Source organism: Parapedobacter sp. GCM10030251, from assembly GCF_042666505.1.
Lineage (GTDB): Bacteria > Bacteroidota > Bacteroidia > Sphingobacteriales > Sphingobacteriaceae > Parapedobacter.
Genome location: NZ_JBHTDN010000003.1, coordinates 433,638 through 450,789, shown reverse-complemented (window position 1 = coordinate 450,789; position 17,152 = coordinate 433,638). Strand labels below are relative to the sequence as shown.

Sequence of the window (17,152 nt, the reverse complement as noted above, 5' to 3'; positions counted from 1 at the left end):
GACACACCGCGTTATCATCAATAAAACCAAGAAATCAAAATACATTCAAAATACATATGAAAACCAATCTTCTACTTGCTATCCTGATGCTCATCCTGTTGTCGCTGGAAGCATCCGCTCAATCAGGCCTAAATGGTATCAATTACCAAGCCGTCGCTAGAAACGCGGACGGCACGGTGTTGGCGGAAAAAGCCATCCGCGTACGGCTATCCATCCTTGGAGAATCCCCTTCCGGCGAAGTACAGTATCGAGAGGAGCATCAGCTGGTCACCAATAAGCTAGGGCTATTTACCCTCCAAATTGGGCAGGGCCAATCAAATCAGGGTACATTTGCTTCAATTCCATGGCAAAACGCCGATCAATTCCTGAAAGTGGAGGTCGCCGTTGACGGAGGAATATTCAACGATCTCGGCACCACGCCCTTGATGAGTGTCCCGTTTGCACTGTATGCGGCGTCCGGTACGCCGGGCCCACAAGGAGCCCCGGGGCCGCAGGGCCCTGCCGGGCCACAAGGACCAAAGGGGGAAAAGGGAGACCCGAATGGTCCTCCCGGACCGAAGGGAGATACCGGCGATACCGGGCCCGCCGGACCGGTGGGGCCGCAAGGTCCGCAGGGCGAGAAAGGCGATACAGGAGAACCGGGCCCGCAAGGAATAGCTGGGCCTCAAGGCCCCAAAGGGGATAAAGGAGACGCCGGGGAATCGGGTCCTATGGGCCCCGCCGGACCGATGGGACCGCAAGGCCCACAAGGTATCCAAGGTGAAAAAGGAGAAAAAGGTGATCAAGGCGAACCCGGGCCTGCCGGTGCCGATGGCGCACTCACAGGCCCGGCTGGCGGCGACCTTTCAGGCACGTATCCAGACCCGGTGGTATCAAAGCTGCAAACCATACCGGTATCCGATGCCGCGCCGACCAACAACGACGTGTTGCGTTTCGATGGGACGCACTGGATACCGGGTGCTGCGCCCACCGGATTCCAACTGCCCTTCTCGGAAATCGAGAATCATCAAGGCGCATTATTTTCTCTTTCAAATACCAACGAGGCCGGTATAGCGGGTAGGTTTATCAGCAGTAACACGGCCGGAACCCAACCGGCGATACGGGGGCAGGTAAATACCAATCAAAACCAACTTGAGGCAGCCGGGGTTTACGGGGTAACCACCGGGCAAGGCGGCGTCGGCGGGTTCTTCCAAGCAACAGCAGGTTCCGCACCGGCATTGGTCGCAAGGAGCAATAGTGGCCGGGCCATTAGTGCAGAAGTGGCGTCGTCAGGTATCGGTCTGTACAGTGAAATCGGCACAACAACTGGCCGGGCGGCTCACCTTTTACATACCCATACCGGCTCACAGCGCCCGGTATTGACCGTAGAGACCGAAGCAAGTGGCGCCGGTTGGCCGGCTATCTATGTCGCCAATACCAATGCCTCCAGTAACGGAACTGCCATCATTGCAGAAACGAACGGCACAGGTACCAGCCTTACAAGCCGTGTAAACGGCACCGGCGGAAGTGCGGGCTTCTTCCGCACTGAAAACACAAACAACAACTCACATACGCTTGTTGTCACCACCCTTGGCGGCGGTGCCGCCGTGTCAGCACAGTCCACCTCCGGCAGTACCTATTCCGGTATTAATCAAAGCTCAGGCACCGTCTTTGAAGGCTTACAACAAGGCACGGGTAGGGTGGCGTCCTTTACCAGCACAGGAGCTGCAAACAACGAACCGAGTCTTTTCGTAGAAAATAACAGTACCGGCTCCGGTCGCGGGCTGGTCGTTGCCGCCAGCAATGGAAATGCAATCCGGGCCTACAATCGCGGCTCCGAGGCTGTGGCGGAATTTTATACACAGGGAAACGCCACCGGAAATGTACTGCATGTACGCAATCCGTTGGTGAACAACCCGAAAGAAGCTTTGCTTGTAGAAACGAACAGCACCTTAGCAGCGGCAGCGCAATTTACGGTAACCAACGGTATTGCACCGGCTGTGCGGGCACAAACCACCGTCAATATCGGTAACAACAATGCAGCGGTAACGGGATCCGCTTCGGGAACAGGGGGTGGCGCGGGTAATTTCGTGGTCAGCAATACCCAAAATACCGCGGCGGCATTACGAGCCACGCATCAGGGAAACGGCAGTTCACTGGTCGTGGCCGGGCATGGCAACTCGACTGTCGACGTCATGGTTGTCGAGTCGCACGGGCAACCCAAAGACCTGGCCGTATTCCGAGCAGGCAACCCGATTGAAAATGTCGCGAGGATCAGTGCCGCCGGTGTTGGATTTTTCAACGGCGGAACGTTCAATGGCGGCGCGGATATCGCCGAAGTATTTGACGTGGAAGGATCCATTGCTCAATACGAACCCGGCGATGTGCTGGTCATTTCAATTGAGGAGGACCGCACGGTAACGAAATCAACCCAATCATATTCTGACATTGTAGTAGGCGTATACGCTACCAAACCCGGCGTATTGCTTACCGAGGAAGGCATCGACGATGATCATTCACAGATGGTTCCCATGGGGGTAGTCGGCGTTATCCCTACCAAGGTGTGCTTGGAAGGCGGCCCGATCAAAAGGGGTGATTTGCTCGTGACCTCATCGATCCCCGGGGTTGCGATGAAAGCCGATAAAAACAAAGTAGGTCCCGGCCAGATTATCGGAAAAGCGCTCGAGGAATTTGACGAATCGGGAACCGGAAAAATACGGGTATTGGTTAACGTAAAGTAAGTACACATGGGTCTCTACGATTCAACGGCCACCAACGCAAGTTGGATTTCCACCGAAGTGCCCGCACATCGCCCATGGGCGTCAGCAAGGTCACGGATGACAAACGGCAAGGTGCGACCGTACGATTTGTTAAACGCGTCAATGCGTTTACGCGTAACCGCAATACCGAACGATTTACCGGCATCGGCTCGGCGATTCCGTGGCGCACGCGCCGTTCTTCCGACGCCGCTATCCGTTACCGAACAACATAGGGTGTCGCTTCCAGCCATCGAAAACCGAATTGTAATCGTACCAGGCGTTTGCTGTGGAAGCAAGCCGTGGATAAATGCATTCTCGACGAAGGGCTGTATGAACAACGGAGGCACTGAAATCGTTGCCGGATCCGCATCCGGGGGAAGCACGATCTCTGCTTCTACCCGATCACCAAATCGCAATTGCTCAAGATGAATGTAGTGTTTCACCATATCCAACTCATCGGCAAGCGTGATGATGGTCTCTTCGGAATATTCCAACAGTTTCCGGGCGAGCCGGGAAAGGCTCGTCAGGTAATGTGCGGCCGACTGATTATCTCCGCGATGAATCATACCATGGAGACTGTTCAGGCAGTTATTCAGGAAATGCGGGCTCATCTGCAGGCGCCAAATCGTATCCTCGAGTTCATCGATGCGCTTCTGGGCTGCCCTATGCAAATCCGTTGCCTTTTTCCTGAAATACCAGAACCAACAACAGGTTGTAAGCAACAAAACGCTTCCTGCAACGAGAAAGTAGCTCATCATGGATACTAATAGGCAACGTAAAGTAACTAAAATAAGCCAACCATCGCAAAAGATAAATGCAAATTTTAAAATTATTTTATCATGAAACATATTGGAATCATCGGTGCGGGCATTAGCGGCCTGACCACCGCAAAAACATTTTTACAAAAAGGGTATCAGGTGACGGTACTCGAGAAATCGGATGGTATCGGTGGAGTATGGCACCAAAGCCGTTCATACGTAGGCGTAACCACGCAAACTACACGCGACGAATATGCGTTTTCGGACTACCCCATGCCATCCCATTATCCGATGTGGCCTACCGGCCAGCAGGTGCAGGAATACTTAACGAATTATGCGATTCATTTCGACATCATGCCCCACATTCAGTTTGGTATCACGGTAAAAAACATGTATTACGATGGTTTTAATTGGATGGTAAAACTCAACGATGGAAGATCGCTATCCTTTGGATACGTCGTCGTATGCACGGGTACCTTCCATGAGCCTTATATCCCGGAAATACCGGGCATGGATTCCTTTAAAAGTGCAGGCGGACTTTTGCTGCATTCTTCCAACATATCAAATACTGAACAATTGGCTGGCAAGGACGTCGCCGTTATTGGATTCGCCAAATCAGCGACCGATATTGCGGCAACCGCCGCCGACGTCAGCAAGCGTTGTACGCTGATCTACCGGCGTGCGCAATGGAAAGTCCCCCGATTCTTTGGCAATCGCATCAACATGAAATATCTGCTTTTTTCACGGTTTTCGGAAGCCTTTTTCGACGCACACAAGAAAAACACCTTTCAATACGTGCTACATTCCCTGGGCCGGCCTTTGGTATGGTTACATTGGCGGATGCTTGAACTGTTGTTGAAAAAGCAGTTCAATCTAAGAAAATGCAACATGCTGCCGACTCACCACATCGAAGACCAGATCAGTTGCAGCTTGGGCGTAGAGCCGGTTCAGTTTTACAAGAAAGTAGCCGCAAAGCAAATACAGGGCATATGCTCAGAAATTGCGCATTTCAGCGGGCGTGATATGGTATTAAAAAACGGGGCGGTTATGCGGCCGGATCTCGTGGTATTTGGCACGGGCTTTAAACAACGCCTTCCGTTCCTGCAACTGCAATATCAGGAGATGATTACCAATGCAAACGGTATGTACATGCTGTATCGGAATATTTTACACCCCGACCTACCGCAGATGGGATTTGTTGGCTTCAATTCAAGCTTGTTTACGACCCTTACCTCCGAAATAGCTGCCCACTGGCTGGCCGCCACCGTATCAGGCGATCTTATTCTTCCCCCCGCTGAAGACATGCTGCGCGAAATGCGGCTTATGGAAAAATGGCGGTGTGAAGAGCGACCCATCGCAGCCGAGTTCAGTGGTCTTTGTGTCGCCCCCTTCAATTATAAGCATTTAGACGAATTGATGCGCGATATGGGCTACCGCACGCGGGCTTCCCGGAATTTCATCTATGAATTTTTTAAACCCATCAATCCCAAAGATTATAAAAAAATGCTTTCTGGAAAATCCCTTATTTTTTAGGGGCTTTTTGCTACCTTCGCACGAAGTACCCATTGATGAGCCACAGGAAACCATACCTGCTTATTCTATCCTTGCTATGGGGTATCGGCGTGGCTGTCGCGCAAGAAATGGATAGCTGGGCGCAGGTTCAGCAAAAAAAGGGCGGCACCATCACGGCCCTGTGGTATGATATTGATCCCTATATCTTTAAAGATGCCAACGGAAACCTGCAGGGTGTCGAATACGAACTGATGGAATCGTTCGTTAAATGGATCAACAGGGAATACGGGTATAACCTGGTCGTTAAGTGGAAGGATGCCGCAAGTTTCAATGGCATTTATGACCAAATCCGAAATGCCTCGGAAAGCGGCTTATTCGGTTGGTCTTTTTTTTCGATCACCCCCGACAGAAAGCACGAGGTGCAATTTACTCCACCCTACATGCCCGACATCAATGTCTTGGTAACCAATGACCTGATGCCCCTATTCGCGGATGAACGCGCGTTTCTTGACACCATTCCCTACCTGCATGGGTACACCATGCGACATACCGCAATGGAGCAGGACATGGATGTTTTGGTTAAAGGGCACGAGATCTCCATATCGCGCCAATATGATGATTACGAAATATTGGAAAAAATAGCCGAAGAAACGGATGCATTCGGTTATGTGCCGCTGACGGTGTACGTAGTGAGCCTCCAAAAAGGAATTAAGGTGAAAAGGCAACACCTGTTTGCTACGGAGCGGCCCGGGTTGGCCGGCATCTTTCCCAAAAACAGTGATTGGCAAGCAGTGGCGGACGATTACTTTCAAAGCTTTGAGTGTAAACGGCTGGTAAGTAACCTGCTTTCGAAATACCTGGGAAGTGAGATCGGAAAAATTATTATGGAAGGTCCGGGCAGCAATCCCGATGGTCAGCGAGATGCAGAACTTGAGCTGCTCATGAAAGAACGCGAAATCGTATCACAGCGACTCGCAAGCTCTTTACTGGCAGCAGAAAGAGACCGGATCTTTCGGTATGTTGGCATCCTGTTGATCGTCGTCGCCATTGGAATTGCCGTATTGATGTATAACCGATATCGGATGAAAACCCATCTGACAAAATTATTGGCCCAACGCAATGCGGTAATCGGAAAGCAAAACCGGGACATCGAACGCATCAACCGAAAACTGCACATGCGCGTGCTGCAGGCGCAGATAAACCCCCACTTTGTATTCAACTCTCTCAACGATCTGCAATATTACATAAACAAGGGCGACACATCGACATCGTTGAGTTATGTATCTCGCTTTTCCCGCTTCATCCGCGAACTGCTGGCACAAGCGAATATTCCCGAGATTACGTTAACGCAAGAAACAAAATTTCTGAAGCTATACCTGGATCTCGAAAAAATGCGGTTCACGGAAAAATTCAACTACCTCATTGAAACGGATGCGGATCTACCGTCGGACTTATCCGGATTGCCCCCGCTCATTATTTATCACTACGTCGAAAATGCGTTGTATCATGGCATCCTTAACCTGGCAGACCGTGTCGGGGAAATCAAAATCACCTTTTCGTACCAGGCACCTTATTTGATCTGCACTATCGTTGATAACGGAGGCGGCAGGAAATTGGCTCAGGCCCGCAATCAACAGCGGGACGCAAACGATACGACGCCCTACAAGCAACTGCTGCAAGATCGGATACAAATTTTGAACGAAGAAGTTTCCGACCGAATCCACGTGGCGGTCCAGGATTTGGTGACGTCGGATGGAATTGCTGCCGGTACCTGTGTCACGCTGCGCATTCTTATCAACCCGAGGGCTCAATCCCCCACTGTACTTGATTACTGATGAGCGAGAAACCTAAGGCAATCATTGTGGAGGATGAGATCCGGAGCAGGGAGCTGCTGGAGGATCTCGTTGCAGCAAATTGCCCGGAAATTGAAGTGGTTGGTTCTGCAGGCGGGATCGAAGAAGCCCTCCTATTAATTCGTAAACACAACCCTCAGATACTCTTCCTAGACATTGAGCTGCAGACGGGAACCGGCTTCGAAATCCTTCAGCAGCTCACAGGTTTGAGTCCGGCCGTTATCTTCACCACCGCTTACGATCATTACGCGATCCGGGCGATCAAATTCAGCGCAGCCGACTATCTATTGAAGCCCATCGACATCGATGAATTAAAAGAAGCGCTGACAAAAGTTCTAAACCGAAATCAGGAGAATCAGGAACAACTGACCGCTTCGCTGTTGCACAACCTAAATCAGTTGCAGCACAACCGTCACCCAACGTTAACGTTGTCCTTGGCCAATGAACTTGAATTTGTCCCGTTATCGCAAATCATACGGATAGAAGCCGCAGGCGCCTATTCTACCTTCCACCTTACCGATGGCCGAAAAATCATGGTTAGCAAAAACCTCAAGGAATACGAGCTCCTATTAGCAAACCACCAATTTATGCGCATACACAATTCCCACATCATCAATCTTAACGAAATAAGACGTATGCTCAAAACGGATGGAGGCTACGCGGTGATGAGTGACGGCTTTCCGGCGATGATATCCCCCAAAAAGAAAGAAGAATTCATTCGCCTTATGAATAACCGAAATCTGTGAAGTAGTAGGATGCCCAGTGTTGTCCCCTGGGCATCCGATTCGGCTTGTTATTCGTCTTCAAACTTCCAGCGCACGAATGCCTCGATGGCCTCGTATTCAGCCATTCCCAGCCCATCGTACAAACGCGCGGTTTCACGCGTCCGCTCCTCGGCACGCACCCAGAATTCACGCGCATCATCTCCGGGGAATACTGGTACATCCTTCTGAGATTGATGCTTAAAAATCGCATATCGCTTCCGCAGCACTTCCTGCGGCGAAAGCGGAACAGCCATTTCGATTTCGTGGATTTCGAACTCGTGCCATGCGCCGCGATACAACCACAGCCAGCAATCCTTGGTCCACGCTTCAGTCTTCCGAAGCCTTAATAGCGCCTCATGGATGATATCAAAACATACCTTATGTGTTCCGTGAGGATCGGCAAAATCACCAGCGGCAAACACCTGATGAGGTTTGACACGCTGAAGTAATGCCATGGTTTCCTGGATATCGTCTTCATAATCCAGCGTTTTGCTGTATTTACCCCGATCATAAAAAGGCAGGTTCTGAAAATGGATATGGTCATCGGGTAGCCCTGCGAAACGTGCACCGGCAATGGCCTCCCCTTTACGGATGAGCCCTTTCACTGTAAGCAGCTCCGGTGTATCGATTTGATTCGGTTTTTTATCCGCAATAAACTGTCTCGCGTTTTTATACAGTACTTCTAGGTTCTCCGTGTCAACACCCTGCGATTTGGCAAAGTCTGTGGCAAATTCGATAAACCGAAGGGCATCGTCATCCCATACTGCGGTGTTTCCCGAAGTCTGGTAAGCAACGTGCACGTCATGGCCCTGATCTGCCAAACGGATGAAGGTACCCCCCATGGAGATGACATCGTCATCCGGATGCGGCGAAAAGATGATCGAACGCTTCCTTGCCGGATCCCGTCGCTCTGGCCGTTGGCTATCATCCGCGTTGGGCTTACCCCCGGGCCAACCGGTAATGGTATGTTGCAGCTGATTGAAAATATCGATGTTAATATGGTACACGGGCCCTTTTTCGGTGGCCAGCTGTGCCATACCATTGTTGTTATAGTCATCTTCCGTCAGCTTCAACACCGGCTTGTTAAGGGTTTGTGACAGCCATACCACCGCTTTTTTAATGGTTTTATTATCCCAAACGCAGTCCTTTACCAGCCAAGGTGTATCGAACCGGGTCAGTTGGGACGCCGCATCCACATCAAGTACAAACTCCACATGGTCTGAAAGCTGTAGGTACGTGGCCGGGACTTCCGATGACAGTTCACCTTCCACAGCCTTTTTCACAATTTCGGCTTTCTTTTGAGTCCAGGCCATCAGAATGATTTCCCGGGCTTTGAATATGGTACCAATGCCCATGGTAATGGCTTTGGTGGGAACATTTTCCTTACCGCCAAAGTCGCGTGAGGCATCCCGCCGGGTTAAATCATCCAACGTAACCAACCGGGTGCCTGAATTCGGTGCGGAACCCGGTTCGTTAAATCCGATATGTCCCGTACGACCGATGCCCAAAATCTGTAAATCCAGGCCACCTAATGCGGTAATCTTTTGTTCGTACGCCAAACAATAATCGTGGATTTCTTCCATTTCCAGCGTGCCGTCGGGAATGTGCACGTTGGCACGTTCGATGTCTACGTGGTCAAACAGATTACGGTTCATGAACGTCACATAACTCTGTTCCGAGTCGGGTTGCATCGGATAGTACTCATCGAGATTGAATGTGATGACGTTTTTGAAACTGAGTCCTTCTTCGCGATGCAGGCGTACCAATTCTGCATACACTTTTACAGGGGTTGCACCTGTAGCGAGACCGAGAACGGCCTGCTCACCTTTTTCTTGTTTGCTGCGAATTAAGTCAGCGATACGTTTCGCCACAGCCAGCGAAGCTGCCGTAGGATCGGAGTAAACACTTACGGGTGCTTTCTCAAAGCGTGTTTCTTCCAGTAAATTTAATCTTGCCATTGAGGAATTACGTATAAGGTGAGACGCAAAAATAAATATATTTACCTGAAAAAATAATCAAAGAGATTATACTTTCTTAATTTTTTTTTAAAACAATGCATGCAATCGTATGCGTAATAATTAAACAAACGGTTGCGTTTATCAAATCCTTTGATAACTCAACAAACTGTCCTATACTTGTTTGTTATTATCGTGTTCGCTATTGGGACACACCCATTCCATTTATGAACCGGAGTGACATAACAAACGCTGCAGAGTCCAGCAATCGACGGGTTGATCATGAAGGGCTCCATCTAGCAAACTACAAGCAATAAATAACCAGATGAAATACAATCGTAGAAATTTTCTTAAGAGCGCCACCCTTCTTTCCGGAGCCGTGGCGACATTGCCGTCGGTAGCACATGAAGTAGCATCGGACGATCACGTTGGACTGTCGGAGTACCAATCTTTGAAACCGCAACGATTTAATATGAGCGGATATGCAGCGCCCAAAATTGACAAAGTCCGCATCGGCTTTATCGGTTTGGGTAGCAGGGGGCCGGGAGCGGTTCAGCGGATGTCGCATATTGATGGCGTAGAAATTAAAGCACTTTGTGACAAAGATCCCGAACGGGCAGCGAAAGCACAGGGAATCCTGACAAAAGCCGGACTTCCGAAAGCGAAGGAGTACAGCGGTGAGGACGGCTGGAAAGACATGGTAGCTAACGAAGACCTTGATCTTGTTTACATCTGTACACCCTGGGATCTGCATACGCCCATGGCCGTTTTCGCGATGGAACACGGCAAACATGCGGCGAGCGAAGTCCCCATTGCTATTACCATCGACGAATGCTGGCAACTCGTTGAAACTTCCGAGCGGACCAAAAAGCACTGCATGATGCTTGAGAACTGTTGCTACGACTTTTTTGAGATGTTGACGCTCAATATGGCCCGCAATGGTTTATTTGGCAAAATCATGCATGCCGAAGGCGCCTACATCCACGACCTGCTGGATTTAAATTTTGACAAAGACGGCTACCAGGATATGTGGCGACTACGCATGAACGCCACACACAATGGTAATCTCTATCCGACGCATGGACTGGGTCCGATTGCGCAATGCCTAAACATTAACCGGGGAGATAAAATGGACTACCTGGTGTCCCTGTCGACCAATGATTTTATGATGGCCGATACCGCTGCAAAAAAGGCGAAGGAAGACGCCTTTTTTCAACCCTTTGTAGGTAAATCTTATCGGGGCAACATGAATACCACCCTGATCCGCACGGCCAAGGGAAAGTCCATTATGGTACAACACGACGTAACCTCTCCGCGTCCGTACTCACGCATCCACCTGATCAGCGGAACCAAAGGGATTGCTTCCAAATGGCCGTCGCCCGAACGCATTGCCTTCGGCCATGAGTGGATAAGCGACGATGAATTAAAAAAACTCTATGCGCAGCACACGCCACCACTGATTAAACATGTCGGCGAAGTAGCAAAACAAGTGGGCGGCCACGGCGGGATGGACTTTATCATGGACTGGCGCCTGATTGATTGCCTACGCAATGGCTTGCCACTCGATCAGGATGTATATGACGGTGCTTTGTGGAGCTGTATCTTTCCGTTAAGCGAACAGTCCGTAGCAAAACGGTCTCGCTCACTCGATATTCCGGATTTTACCCGCGGTGCTTGGCAAACCAACAAACCGGTAAACCTCACATTGGAAGGCGGAGGTACCACAGGAGTCAGAAAGGGCTAACCTTCTTTAATCGCGTTGCTGCCTGCTGCAAGGTTTGCTCCTGTTTAGCGAAGCAGACGCGAACCAGGTGCTGGTTGACTTCCTGATGGTAAAACGCCGAAATGGGGATGGTCGCGACACCGTATTGCTTCGTCAACGTCTCGCAAAATACTCGTTCGGGCAGATCACTGATTGCGGAATAATTAGCGACCAGAAAGTAGGTTCCTTGACAAGGCAAGGGTCGGAAGCCCGTTTCCTGAAGCGCCGCTATCAGGAAATCGCGCTTTTTCTGAAAAAAGGGACTCAATCCGAGGTGTTCCTCTGAATCCTTCATAAAGTCCGCCAAGGCATATTGGGTCGGGGTATTGACGCTGAACACATTGAATTGATGAACCTTTCGGAATTCTGCGGTCAGTTCATGAGGAGCTAAGCAATACCCCACCTTCCAGCCTGTCATATGGTACAGTTTGCCAAAGGAAGCAACCACGAATGCGCGTTCACGAAGCTCCGGATATTGTGAAACACTACGATGCTGTACCCCGTTATAAACGATGTGAGCATATACTTCATCGCTTAACACATAACAATCGGTATTCCGGATGAGCTGGATCAGCCCTTGGTAATCGGAGTCGCTTAGCACACGACCGGTGGGGTTATTGGGCGAATTAATCAGAATCAGCCGCGTCCGCGGGGTCACCAGCGTAGCCACCGCGTCCCAATCGATTGCGAAATCCGGAGCTCGCAACGTGACCGGTTTGGGTATACCGCCAAACACCTGCACGGTGGGGGCATACGCATCGTATGCGGGCTCAAATAAGACAACCTCATCACCGGGACGGATCAATGCAGCCATCGCCGTAAAAAGCGCTTGCGTGGCTCCAGCGGTGACGGTAATCTCGGTTTCAGGGTCATAAACCACCGCGTGAGCCGCCGCTACATTGGCACTGATCTGTTCGCGAAGTGCCCCTACACCCGCCATCGGCGCATATTGATTATGCCCGGCGAGCAAGTGCTGGTTTACCAGCTCGATCAGCCGCGGAGGTCCATCGAAATCGGGAAATCCCTGAGAAAGATTGATGGCATTGTGCCGGAGCGCTAACTGCGACATGTACGTAAATATCGACGTAGCCGTATGGGGTAGTTTGGAGGTAAGCTTACGCATTTTTGATCAACAATCGAATGCTAAAGTGCAATATTTTCCCGAAGTATTTCTCGATAAAAGCGAACGCTGTCTTCCAACTGGGCAATATAGGCCTCCTTGTCAAGTATAATCTTATGGTATAATTCCTTTTCTTCGTTGATAAATCGATCGATGTGTACCTTCACCTCTCCATTTCCCAATAATTCGGAAAATCCAGTTTCCAACACGCCCGCAATCTGTTCTAACCGGTCGATATCAATACGCGTGACTCCGCCTTCAATATTTTGATAGGTCTTCAAGGCGATGTGCAAAGCCTCGGCCATGTCGGACTGCGATAGCCCGCGCTCTTTTCGCAGGCGCTTAATGTTACCTAAAATATCTGATTGTACCATGGGGATCTGCTTCGGCAAAAATTCTACTTAACTACGCATGATTTATGCATTTTCTATCCGATATTAACGTTCTATCTTTGTTGCATAAGCAAAGGTAAAACATTTCACCAAAAAGACTACTAATTTAGTAGATTTTTTTGCTAACAGGCAAATGGCAGGTACATAAGGAGTTTGTTTGTTGTTTTGTTTAAACGGCGAGTGGAGACAATTGCACGGCATCAATTCCTGGGTACGTTTTGACAGAAAGAAAAAGCGCCCGGATAACCGGGCGCTCACCATGCAGTATTTCACGAATCCAATCGATTAGAAAATGTAGCGCAGGGTAACGCCATATGTTCGCTGGTCTCCCAATACGCCCGCGTAATGCCCGGCATTACCTGCACCCGGCAGTAATTGCTCGAAGTAGTCTTTATCGAATGCATTGCGTACCCAAAGATACAGCGATACGCCTTCCGCCGCCCGGAAACCCGCCCGTCCGTTCAATAAGGTGTAGCCCTCTACAATCAGGTAGGCAGAAGGAGACGGATTCGAAGAAAAAGAGGACCGGGAAAAACCGTCCACCGCGAAGACAAATTCACCTTCCTGACCAAGAAATGAGGTAGTTCTTGTGGCCGATTCGCCCCCAAAGGAGGCCGCCCATTCTGAAATACCGGGCAGTTGCCCGCCAGAGACATCCTTAAACGTAGGGCCACCGGTTTCTTCCAGCGGCGGCGGCGCATTTGTAAACCGCACATAGTTACCATCCGTATAGGCCAATGACCCATAGAGGGAGAAGAAGCTGTTAAACCGCACCGTGCCGTCGAATTCCACACCCCGAACCCGCACCTTTTCGGCATTGGCCAGGTAACCCCGGTTTACGGATAAATCCGCTGCCTGTACCTGAGCTTGATAGTCGCTCACATCGGTATTATATACGGTGAGACCCAAGGAAATATTTCGCGTAGGCTGGGCTTTGACGCCAACTTCGTAATGCCGTACGCTTTCCGGCTGGATCACCGCCAGTTCCAACATCGGCTGGCCATTTGCGTTGGGGAGCCCCCCCAAATTGAGCCCTACGGGCTTAAACCCTGTGGAGAAGGTAGCAAACGTATTGATTTTGTCACTGGCCTTGAATGCCAATGTCAATTGACCGGAAAGGTTTGTATCATCAATGTTTGCTTCAAAAGCCTGATCCGAATAAACGGTATTTTTCAATGCCAGCAAGTCGGGGTCGTCGGTTGGTAACCCACCGTAGGTTTCTCTGCGGAAATTGACCGATTTGTCGTCGTAGTTGAGCCGGATACCGGGCAACAGCCGCAATCGAGGGGTAATGGCCCAATCCACTTGTGCGAATATAGCGCCGCTGAATGTCTTCATACTCGGGTAGCTCTTGATTCCATATCCCTCGAATAGCCCCGGTGTTTGCCACAGTTCGCTTTGCGAGTTCTGAGCAAACCGCCACTGATCACGGCCGGATTCTTCGGTATGAGCGGGATCCGCGTTGAGCTGTTGGCCGAAAGCGAATACGCCGACCACCGCACTCAGGCTCGTGGACAGATTGCCCGCCCAACGTACTTCCTGCGACCATTGATCATGGCGTGACGGCGCCTGTGACAAGGCTAACCCTTGCAGGCCGGTAAAATCCCGATCATTGGACGGATTCCAATTCCAAAAGCGCCAAGCGGTTGTGGACGTCAGCGTCCCCGGCCCTACCTTTACATCGACATTTGCAGAGACGCCGCCGAGATCCTGCCCTGATCGCCATGGGGTATCGTGGTCTATGATTCGATCAAAAGGATTGCGGCTGGGCAGCTCGTAATGCAGATCGGCAATGATTTGCTCGAATTGCCGGTATTCTGCCCGTTGGGTCGGTGCCACTCCGGCAAATACCTGGGCATAACCGTCGGGCCGCTGGCGCGTCAGGTCGCCTGCCAGCAAAATCTGTAAGTTATCCGACGGCTCATAGAGCAGTTGCCCCCGAAAGCCGAGGTTATTCAAATCATTTACCCGTTTTTGCGTGGCAACGTTATAAATTAATCCATCCCGCTGCGTGCCGCTGAAAGACACCCTCGCTGCCCAATGCTCGCCCAATGGCCCGCTGATGGACGCTTTTGCCTGTATGAAGCCATAATTACCATAGCTGAGCTCAGCCCTGCCCTCGGGAGTGAACGTCGGCTTCCGGGTCGTAACGTTGAACGCGCCCGCTACCGTATTTTTACCAAATAACGTCCCTTGGGGACCGCGCAGCACCTCTATTTGTTCCACATCTATGAAATCAAGGGTGGTCGCCGCCGTGCGCGCATAATACACCCCGTCGACATAGAAACCGACACCGGGATCGATACCATCGTTCGTCAGTCCAAAGGTCGTCCCTAAGCCCCGGATGCTCAACCCCGTATTGCGGGGATTGGATGAATATAATTGTACCGTAGGCACCATTTCCTTCAACCGGTTTACATTGAAGGCTCCGCTTTCCTCGGCCAATGCACCGCTTACCACGGAAACAGGTATGGGAACCTCTTGCAGCAATTCTCTGCGCCGTCGGGAAGTCACCACTACCTCCCCCAAATTTGCGGCACTTCGCTCCAGTTCAATCGTAACGGGAGTTTCGGTGACGACCACCTCCTTCGTTACATAACCGATGTAGGAAACGATTAAGGTTACGGGCAACTTTTGTCCCGTCACAAATTGAAAATGCCCGCGTCTATCCGTCTTGGTCACGTGGGTAACCCCCGCAAGCTGCAGGGTCGCGCCGGTAAGGGACTCCCCATTGGCCGCATCCAACACCACCCCTTCAAAGGTAGCGTTGATCAAGGGCTTGGTTTCCTGCGCATCCGCAAATTTTCCCCAGACCAGTCCCAAAGCGATAAACACATACACGCACGGTACCCGGCGCCGAATACGTAGTAATTTCAACATAGAATCAGCTTTTACTTTATAGTTACGCTGTGCAGACCGAACATGCGTCTCAAAGCATGCATTGGCGCAAAGCCGAAGCAAAAGTATACTGATTTAGTAGACATTAAAAGGCATAAAAACTGCCGATCATAGGAAGAAAAAATGCGTATATCCTGACAATCAGCCAAACAACCACCACGCGACTGTCAGCGTGATCAAAACATTGAATGATTGAGCAATCAGAAAGGCCCAAAATGGTTTGATACTGTTGTGAGCCAATAAATCCTTAAAATTCGTCTCCAGGCCGATGCTGGTAAAAGCCAGTGCAAACCATACGCCTTGAATGTCTTTGAGCCCCCCTTTCACCTGATTTACCGTATCGGCACTCAGCACAAAAGAAAACAGCAGTGACGCCCCGATAAATCCGAGTACAAACTTGGGAAAGCGTTCCCAGATAATTCCCAGGCTGGGTTTTTCAACCTGCTCGCCCTCCGGGGTACCCCGATACGTCCAGTAAACGGAAATGGCCAAAGCGGCAATGCCCAACAGCACATTCTGTGAAAACTTCACAATGGTACTGATTTCCAACGCACGTTCACCCACGAGGCTCCCTGAAGCCACTACCGCGCCCGTTGTATCAATGCTGCCGCCCAACCAAGCCCCCGTGACCTCTTGCGAAAGTCCAAAGACCTTGGCGAGGTACGGCATCGCAATCATCATCGGTATGGCGGTAATCAGTACCATCGATACCACATAGGATAATTTCCTTGAATCTCCTTTGATCGCGCCGGACGTTGCAATCGCTGCGGAAACGCCACAAATCGAAACGGCACTGGAAATCATCATGGTTAGTTCATCGTCTACCTTCAGTTTGCGGCACAGCCAGAAGGCAAAATACCATACCGATAAAACCACGATCAGTGATTGAACCAAACCCAGAGAACCAGCTTTCAGGATATCCGAAAAAATGACGCGTGTGCCCAAAAGCACCAACCCAATCTTTACCAACAATTCCGCGTTAAGGGAAGCCTTGAACCACTGAGGCAGCCTAAACAGGTTTCCGATGAACAGGCCGATCAATAAACTGAAAATCACCGTCTCCAGCCCCAGTTCGTTCATAAACGAATTGCCGGATAATAGCAATGAACCGATGGTTAACAGAAAAACAAGCGGAAATCCCCAAAGCTGGGATTTGACCGATTTACCGGTAATGAAAGCGCCGATGATGACGATGGCATACGCAAACAAGAACTGAAAAAAAACACTTACACCGTTGGATGCAGTAAACAAGGATGCCAGGGTCGAACCGTCATTCCAAGCATACTTCGGGATGGGAATGGACAAGCCCAGGACAGCCAATAAAATAATCAGAAAACCCAAAAGGACCACCGCCCAATCTTCGGTTAGTTTGATGCGAATTGATGACATGACAACGAATT

11 protein-coding genes are annotated in these 17,152 nt (G+C 50.4%); 5 read left to right on the top strand and 6 right to left on the bottom strand.

All coding sequences use genetic code 11. The features are described 5' to 3' along the window. Positions 1-56: 56 nt before the first annotated feature. Positions 57-2,720: a hypothetical protein gene (locus tag ACFQRK_RS11045; protein WP_379006536.1), complete on the top strand. Its 2,664-nt coding sequence runs from the start codon at positions 57-59 to the stop codon at positions 2,718-2,720. A gap of 14 nt (positions 2,721-2,734) precedes the next feature. Here the strand turns inward: ACFQRK_RS11045 and ACFQRK_RS11040 are convergent, their stop codons facing one another. After that, positions 2,735-3,496, bottom strand: a complete 762-nt coding sequence (locus tag ACFQRK_RS11040; RefSeq protein ID WP_379006534.1) for a sensor histidine kinase — start codon at positions 3,494-3,496, stop codon at positions 2,735-2,737. 81 nt (positions 3,497-3,577) lie between these two features. Between ACFQRK_RS11040 and ACFQRK_RS11035 the strand changes: the two genes are divergently transcribed. From ACFQRK_RS11035 to ACFQRK_RS11025, 3 genes are read left to right on the top strand one after another with little or no spacing between them, the layout of a single operon-like run. After that, positions 3,578-5,029, top strand: a complete 1,452-nt coding sequence (locus tag ACFQRK_RS11035; protein WP_379006532.1) for a flavin-containing monooxygenase — start codon at positions 3,578-3,580, stop codon at positions 5,027-5,029. A gap of 35 nt (positions 5,030-5,064) precedes the next feature. After that, positions 5,065-6,843, top strand: a complete 1,779-nt coding sequence (locus ACFQRK_RS11030) for a histidine kinase (protein ID WP_379006530.1) — start codon at positions 5,065-5,067, stop codon at positions 6,841-6,843. Then, complete coding sequence (locus ACFQRK_RS11025; protein WP_379006528.1) at positions 6,843-7,607, top strand: LytR/AlgR family response regulator transcription factor; 765 nt, start codon at positions 6,843-6,845, stop codon at positions 7,605-7,607. Before ACFQRK_RS11030 ends, ACFQRK_RS11025 begins: the two co-directional genes overlap by 1 nt. Before the next feature lie 47 nt (positions 7,608-7,654). Here the strand turns inward: ACFQRK_RS11025 and nagB are convergent, their stop codons facing one another. Next, a complete protein-coding gene (gene nagB, locus ACFQRK_RS11020) occupies positions 7,655-9,583 on the bottom strand; it encodes a glucosamine-6-phosphate deaminase (protein ID WP_379006526.1) in 1,929 nt (642 codons plus the stop codon). A gap of 322 nt (positions 9,584-9,905) precedes the next feature. On the opposite strand from nagB, the gene ACFQRK_RS11015 reads away from it, so the two are divergent. Then, positions 9,906-11,324, top strand: coding sequence for a Gfo/Idh/MocA family protein (locus ACFQRK_RS11015; RefSeq protein ID WP_379006524.1), 1,419 nt, complete (start codon positions 9,906-9,908; stop codon positions 11,322-11,324). Here the strand turns inward: ACFQRK_RS11015 and ACFQRK_RS11010 are convergent. The 4 genes from ACFQRK_RS11010 to ACFQRK_RS10995 form a co-directional block, all read right to left on the bottom strand. Continuing rightward, positions 11,311-12,465, bottom strand: a complete 1,155-nt coding sequence (locus tag ACFQRK_RS11010; RefSeq protein ID WP_379006522.1) for a methionine aminotransferase — start codon at positions 12,463-12,465, stop codon at positions 11,311-11,313. The genes ACFQRK_RS11015 and ACFQRK_RS11010 overlap by 14 nt on opposite strands. A gap of 20 nt (positions 12,466-12,485) precedes the next feature. Further along, the gene (locus ACFQRK_RS11005; RefSeq protein ID WP_379006521.1) at positions 12,486-12,836 is read right to left on the bottom strand and encodes a helix-turn-helix domain-containing protein; all 351 of its coding nucleotides are present in this window, start codon (positions 12,834-12,836) and stop codon (positions 12,486-12,488) included. Between the two features lie 303 nt (positions 12,837-13,139). Further along, a complete protein-coding gene (locus ACFQRK_RS11000; RefSeq protein WP_379006519.1) occupies positions 13,140-15,734 on the bottom strand; it encodes a TonB-dependent receptor in 2,595 nt (864 codons plus the stop codon). A 159-nt stretch (positions 15,735-15,893) separates the two neighbouring features. Then, positions 15,894-17,141, bottom strand: a complete 1,248-nt coding sequence (locus ACFQRK_RS10995; RefSeq protein WP_379006518.1) for a YeiH family protein — start codon at positions 17,139-17,141, stop codon at positions 15,894-15,896. Positions 17,142-17,152 lie beyond the last annotated feature (11 nt).

What these genes read in the sequence shown, in the direction of transcription:
- ACFQRK_RS11010 (WP_379006522.1), bottom strand. Translation starts at nt 12,465, where the DNA reads ATGCGTAAGCTTACCTCCAAACTACCCCATACGGCTACGTCGATATTT.
- ACFQRK_RS11000 (WP_379006519.1), bottom strand. Translation starts at nt 15,734, where the DNA reads ATGTTGAAATTACTACGTATTCGGCGCCGGGTACCGTGCGTGTATGTG.
- ACFQRK_RS11040 (WP_379006534.1), bottom strand. Translation starts at nt 3,496, where the DNA reads ATGATGAGCTACTTTCTCGTTGCAGGAAGCGTTTTGTTGCTTACAACC.
- ACFQRK_RS10995 (WP_379006518.1), bottom strand. Translation starts at nt 17,141, where the DNA reads ATGTCATCAATTCGCATCAAACTAACCGAAGATTGGGCGGTGGTCCTT.
- ACFQRK_RS11005 (WP_379006521.1), bottom strand. Translation starts at nt 12,836, where the DNA reads ATGGTACAATCAGATATTTTAGGTAACATTAAGCGCCTGCGAAAAGAG.
- ACFQRK_RS11025 (WP_379006528.1), top strand. Translation starts at nt 6,843, where the DNA reads ATGAGCGAGAAACCTAAGGCAATCATTGTGGAGGATGAGATCCGGAGC.
- ACFQRK_RS11045 (WP_379006536.1), top strand. Translation starts at nt 57, where the DNA reads ATGAAAACCAATCTTCTACTTGCTATCCTGATGCTCATCCTGTTGTCG.
- ACFQRK_RS11015 (WP_379006524.1), top strand. Translation starts at nt 9,906, where the DNA reads ATGAAATACAATCGTAGAAATTTTCTTAAGAGCGCCACCCTTCTTTCC.
- ACFQRK_RS11035 (WP_379006532.1), top strand. Translation starts at nt 3,578, where the DNA reads ATGAAACATATTGGAATCATCGGTGCGGGCATTAGCGGCCTGACCACC.
- ACFQRK_RS11030 (WP_379006530.1), top strand. Translation starts at nt 5,065, where the DNA reads ATGAGCCACAGGAAACCATACCTGCTTATTCTATCCTTGCTATGGGGT.
- nagB (WP_379006526.1), bottom strand. Translation starts at nt 9,583, where the DNA reads ATGGCAAGATTAAATTTACTGGAAGAAACACGCTTTGAGAAAGCACCC.